Below are 3,825 nucleotides of genomic sequence, written 5' to 3' on the forward strand. Positions count from 1 at the left end.
AAGCATCATCATTAAAACCATTGCCAACATAATGATTCTCTTCATCGCCCCCTCCTTTCGAAAATTATTAAATTCACGATTGTTTATTACTAACCTTCTCCTACTTATCCCCCTCCTTTTTCACCTCCTTAAAAATGACAAGAACTCGCTTTTGGGTGAGATGACCAGGATCATTAAAATGTAATAGCAAATGGCCTGCCAATAACCGAAGGAAAATCAGAAGTTTTGATTCATCCTTCGTTGCACCGGCCATCAGCCCGGCGTGGCAGTCTCCTGCTATTTCACGGTATATCCGCGGCCATCGAGGCAGGCACCAATCGCACGCTGATAGTCCGCGCGCTTCTGGCTCATTTGAGCGGCGGGCACACCAGCAGGCGGCTGAATCGGATCGTGGCCCGTCTGGCTCACAGCCCAGCGGTGGCACTCGTAACGATCAGTTGCCTGTTTCTGTTCGCTCTGGCCTTGGCGGGGATAGATGAACAAAACGATGACGAAGCGCGATCCCTGCGGGCGGTACCAGATACCTCCGTGGAAGTAGTATCGTGCATCGCCGTAATACGCCATCCGGTGGCCGCTTGGCAGCGCTTCAATGAACTGACCGCGAGACGGGTAGGAACGGTTATGGCCATAATGCGAATCCATGAATGCGTGATGGCGGAAACCGCGTTCGTCCGCGCGCGCCACCTGCGTAAACCCGAACAACATAATTCCTGACAACACGGCCAACAGAACGCCGAGCGCAAAGTACCAACTCTTATTGTGAAGATATGACATGGTTATGGCCTCCTTAAAATCAAATACAGATTCTCGGTTTTCCTCACTTTACGGTATACCCGCGGCCTTCGAGGCAAGCAGACATCGCACGCCGGAAGTTGAGTGCCCGTCCTTCATATTGAGCGTCAAGTGCCCGATCGCGGTTGGGATAGGCTTCCTCCAACTGCCGGGCAGTCTGCTGCCTTGACGAATCCGACGCTGCGCCGGCAATCGCCCCCCCTGCTGCACCAATCAATGCACCTCCCGCAGCGTGTCTCGGTCCGGCAATCAATGCGCCCAGCACCGCACCGGTGATAGCCAGAACGGTGGTATCATGCCCGGGTGGAGGCATCGGCACCACCCGGACGCGCTGCACAGGCGGGATAGACGACTGACTTGGATCGAAGCCGGTCTGTTGCATCGCCCAGTTGTAACATTCATAGTGGTCACGTGACTGTTGTTCGGTTGTCTGGCCGGCTTTCGGATAAAAATAGACCTGAGTAATAGGAGCCCTTGGACTTCCACCGGTATCTCCGGGCATGGGTCGTGAAACCTCTCGATACGACGCAGGATAACATCCGGCCAACGCAAAGACTGTCAAGAGAAGGAAAAGCCGAAGACCAGCTCTTGATGCCCGCATTTCCGGTACATGTTTGTCCGTCAACGCCTTACTCATTAACATCACCATTAACATCATCATTTACATTCTCCTTCGTAGCGGAACGCCACAAAAACAAAAACCATCGACACAAAGAGGAGGGCTACTCCCGTTACGGCTAATTTTTTCTCTTTTAAAGGACCTTCATTCGTGTGATTACCAGGATCATAAAAATAGTAATAGCAAATGGCCTGCCAATAGCCGAAAGAAAATCAGAAGATTGGATTCATCCTTTAATAACAGTGGGTTAGATTAACAGGAGAGAACAGCAGAAAAGTATGAAATGATTCGTTTGGCCTCAATATTTGGTGGAACCTCAACATGTTGAGGGATACGTTGAGGGGAGGTGAACAGTCTAATCTGGTTCTTTTGTCTCCGGCCGGACTATCCCAAGCTTATGCATCCTCGCTCTTAAGGTGCTTGGGTGGAGGCCCAGGATTGCAGCGGCCCCGTCCTTTCCCTCGATGCACCATCGGGTTTCAGAAAGGATTTTAAGAATTTGGTTTCGCTCCGTCTCTTCCAGGGTCCTCACGGCGGATGAGAGTGGGGGGATGAAATATCCAGTTTATCTGCCAACTCCAAGACCGGCCCTTGCGGACCTCTTCCTCAAGGTTTCGATTGGTCGTTGCCACGATCCGCACATCGACTTTGGTGGACGGCGGCAGCGATCAGATCCTTTCCCGTACCGGTCTCACCGAGGATGAGGACCGTTGTGTTCATAGGTCGGAGTCGGTGTGAAGGATGTACGAAGGACCGGCGGTGAACTGGAGTCCCTCCCATTCCCAGGCGCCGAGCAGTTCAATGGTCTCGAAGCTTAAATTTATGCGCGTTACCTTCAGCTCCGGATTCTGTGGCTGGAGGAGGAACTCGTCCCCCGGCGCACCAGGCAGAAGCTATCGCAGAAAGATTTCCCCTGGAGGCCAGCGGTTTTCCATGCCCTCTGCCTGTGCTCTATTGCTGTCGACCGGTTTTGACATACCGTAGCCTTTTCCGGGCTATTTTGTTTCAACCGCAAGGGTCCGGATCGATGTAAAACACCTTTCCGGACCCTTAACCCGATGCTTCTATTTCACAATTATTTCAAAAAGAACTCTCATGTTTGCCTTTGCTGCTTTTGAGTAAATCTCTTTAGGCGCTGCTTCGTACATTGCCGGGTGTGTCTCGCCATAGCCGATTGTGGAAAGCCTGTCCGGTGTAATGATGCCTTCGTTAATGAGGTATTCCTGGACAGCCTTTGCCCTTCTTTCGCTTAACGCCTGGTTATAAGCTTCAGTGCCGGCAGCAGAGGTATACCCTGCAATGCGGACTTTCGCTTTAGGATTATCTTTCAGCATCTGGACGTTTCTTTTCAGTATCGTCTGCGCTTCTGGCTTAAGTGTCGACTTATCGAAATCAAAATGTACGTCCTCAAACGCAAGAATAATGATCTTCGGCTCAGCTGCGGCGACCATAACCTGCTCCTCGACCTTTGGTTCAGACGCCATGATAACGACCTTCTCCTCGACCTTCTCTTTAACCATGGGCTCAGGTGTGGGTTTGGCTATTGGTTCATACTTCTCAACAGGGACCGGTGCGGGCTTTGCCTTGCCACCGAACGCAAAAGTTATTCCAATAGTAGCTCCAATATTATGGTAGGTCTCTTGGAAAATCTCGGTAACCATATAATCTTTGAGATCGACTCTGAATGCGATATGGTCCGTCACCCAGTATTTCGCTCCTACACCAACATTAAAAGCAGCCATGTCTTTAGTCGATATCGATGGATCATAGTGGGTTCCTCCGAAACCGACAAGGACAAAGGGGGTGAATTTACTGTCGGGCAGAATGTGATAGACGAGATCGAGATGATAAAAAGTAAGGTTCACCCTATCCATGGGACTTCCGTACTGTCCTTCCGTACGCCCCACTCTTGCCCTGTCATCAACGCGACTATCTATATATTCCCCGACGCCTTCAATACCAAAATGCCTCGTGAAATTATAGCCAAGCCGTCCGCCAAATACGGGTCGGTCTTTCAGATTCTGATCGTTTTCGAAGAAATTGTACCCTCCGAACGGACCCACTTCAAAGCTTCCTGCCTTTATCTCGGAGCGAGCAGACAAGGGAAGGAGAAAAACAAAGGCAGCTACCATCAGCGCTGCACGATACATTGTTTTCATTGTACGTCCTCCTTTTATATTGTTGCGTTTTGCTGTTGCCTTCCCGGCTCTTTGAAAAAAGCCGTGTGGGATATCTCTGTGCCAAAAGAACGAGGCGTTGTAGAGAGGCAAAAAGGAGACAGTCTGAATTATGAAAATAGCCTGTCTTCCCTTTTTGCCTGCTTTCATACCGAATGCCTCATGCCTTATGGCGCTGGCACGTTAATGACTGTGTTCACCATCGTAACTGAAGAGATCAGAGACAGCGCTCTGCCA

The 3,825-nt window shown here is 50.5% G+C and carries 5 protein-coding genes; 1 reads left to right on the forward strand and 4 read right to left on the reverse strand.

Going from position 1 to position 3,825, the window contains the following annotated elements; translation table 11 throughout:
• On the forward strand, window positions 1-184 hold a 184-nt coding region (locus NTW12_11335), incomplete at its 5' end, for a hypothetical protein (protein ID MCX5846929.1).
• A 92-nt stretch (window positions 185-276) separates the two neighbouring features.
• Here NTW12_11335 and NTW12_11340 read toward each other — a convergent pair.
• The 4 genes from NTW12_11340 to NTW12_11355 all read right to left on the reverse strand — a co-directional run bounded on the left by NTW12_11340 (window position 277) and on the right by NTW12_11355 (window position 3,570).
• Window positions 277-774: a hypothetical protein gene (locus NTW12_11340; GenBank protein MCX5846930.1), complete on the reverse strand. Its 498-nt coding sequence runs from the start codon at window positions 772-774 to the stop codon at window positions 277-279.
• Window positions 775-817: 43 nt separating this feature from the next.
• Window positions 818-1,453, reverse strand: a complete 636-nt coding sequence (locus NTW12_11345; protein MCX5846931.1) for a glycine zipper family protein — start codon at window positions 1,451-1,453, stop codon at window positions 818-820.
• 313 nt (window positions 1,454-1,766) lie between these two features.
• A complete protein-coding gene (locus NTW12_11350) occupies window positions 1,767-1,943 on the reverse strand; it encodes a hypothetical protein (GenBank protein MCX5846932.1) in 177 nt (58 codons plus the stop codon).
• 532 nt (window positions 1,944-2,475) lie between these two features.
• Window positions 2,476-3,570 carry an outer membrane beta-barrel domain-containing protein gene (locus tag NTW12_11355; GenBank protein MCX5846933.1) on the reverse strand — a complete coding sequence of 365 codons (1,095 nt, stop codon included), beginning with the start codon at window positions 3,568-3,570 and terminating at the stop codon, window positions 2,476-2,478.
• Window positions 3,571-3,825: the final 255 nt, after the last annotated feature.

Source organism: Deltaproteobacteria bacterium (assembly GCA_026388545.1).
Classification (GTDB): Bacteria; Desulfobacterota; Syntrophia; order Syntrophales; family UBA2185; genus JAPLJS01.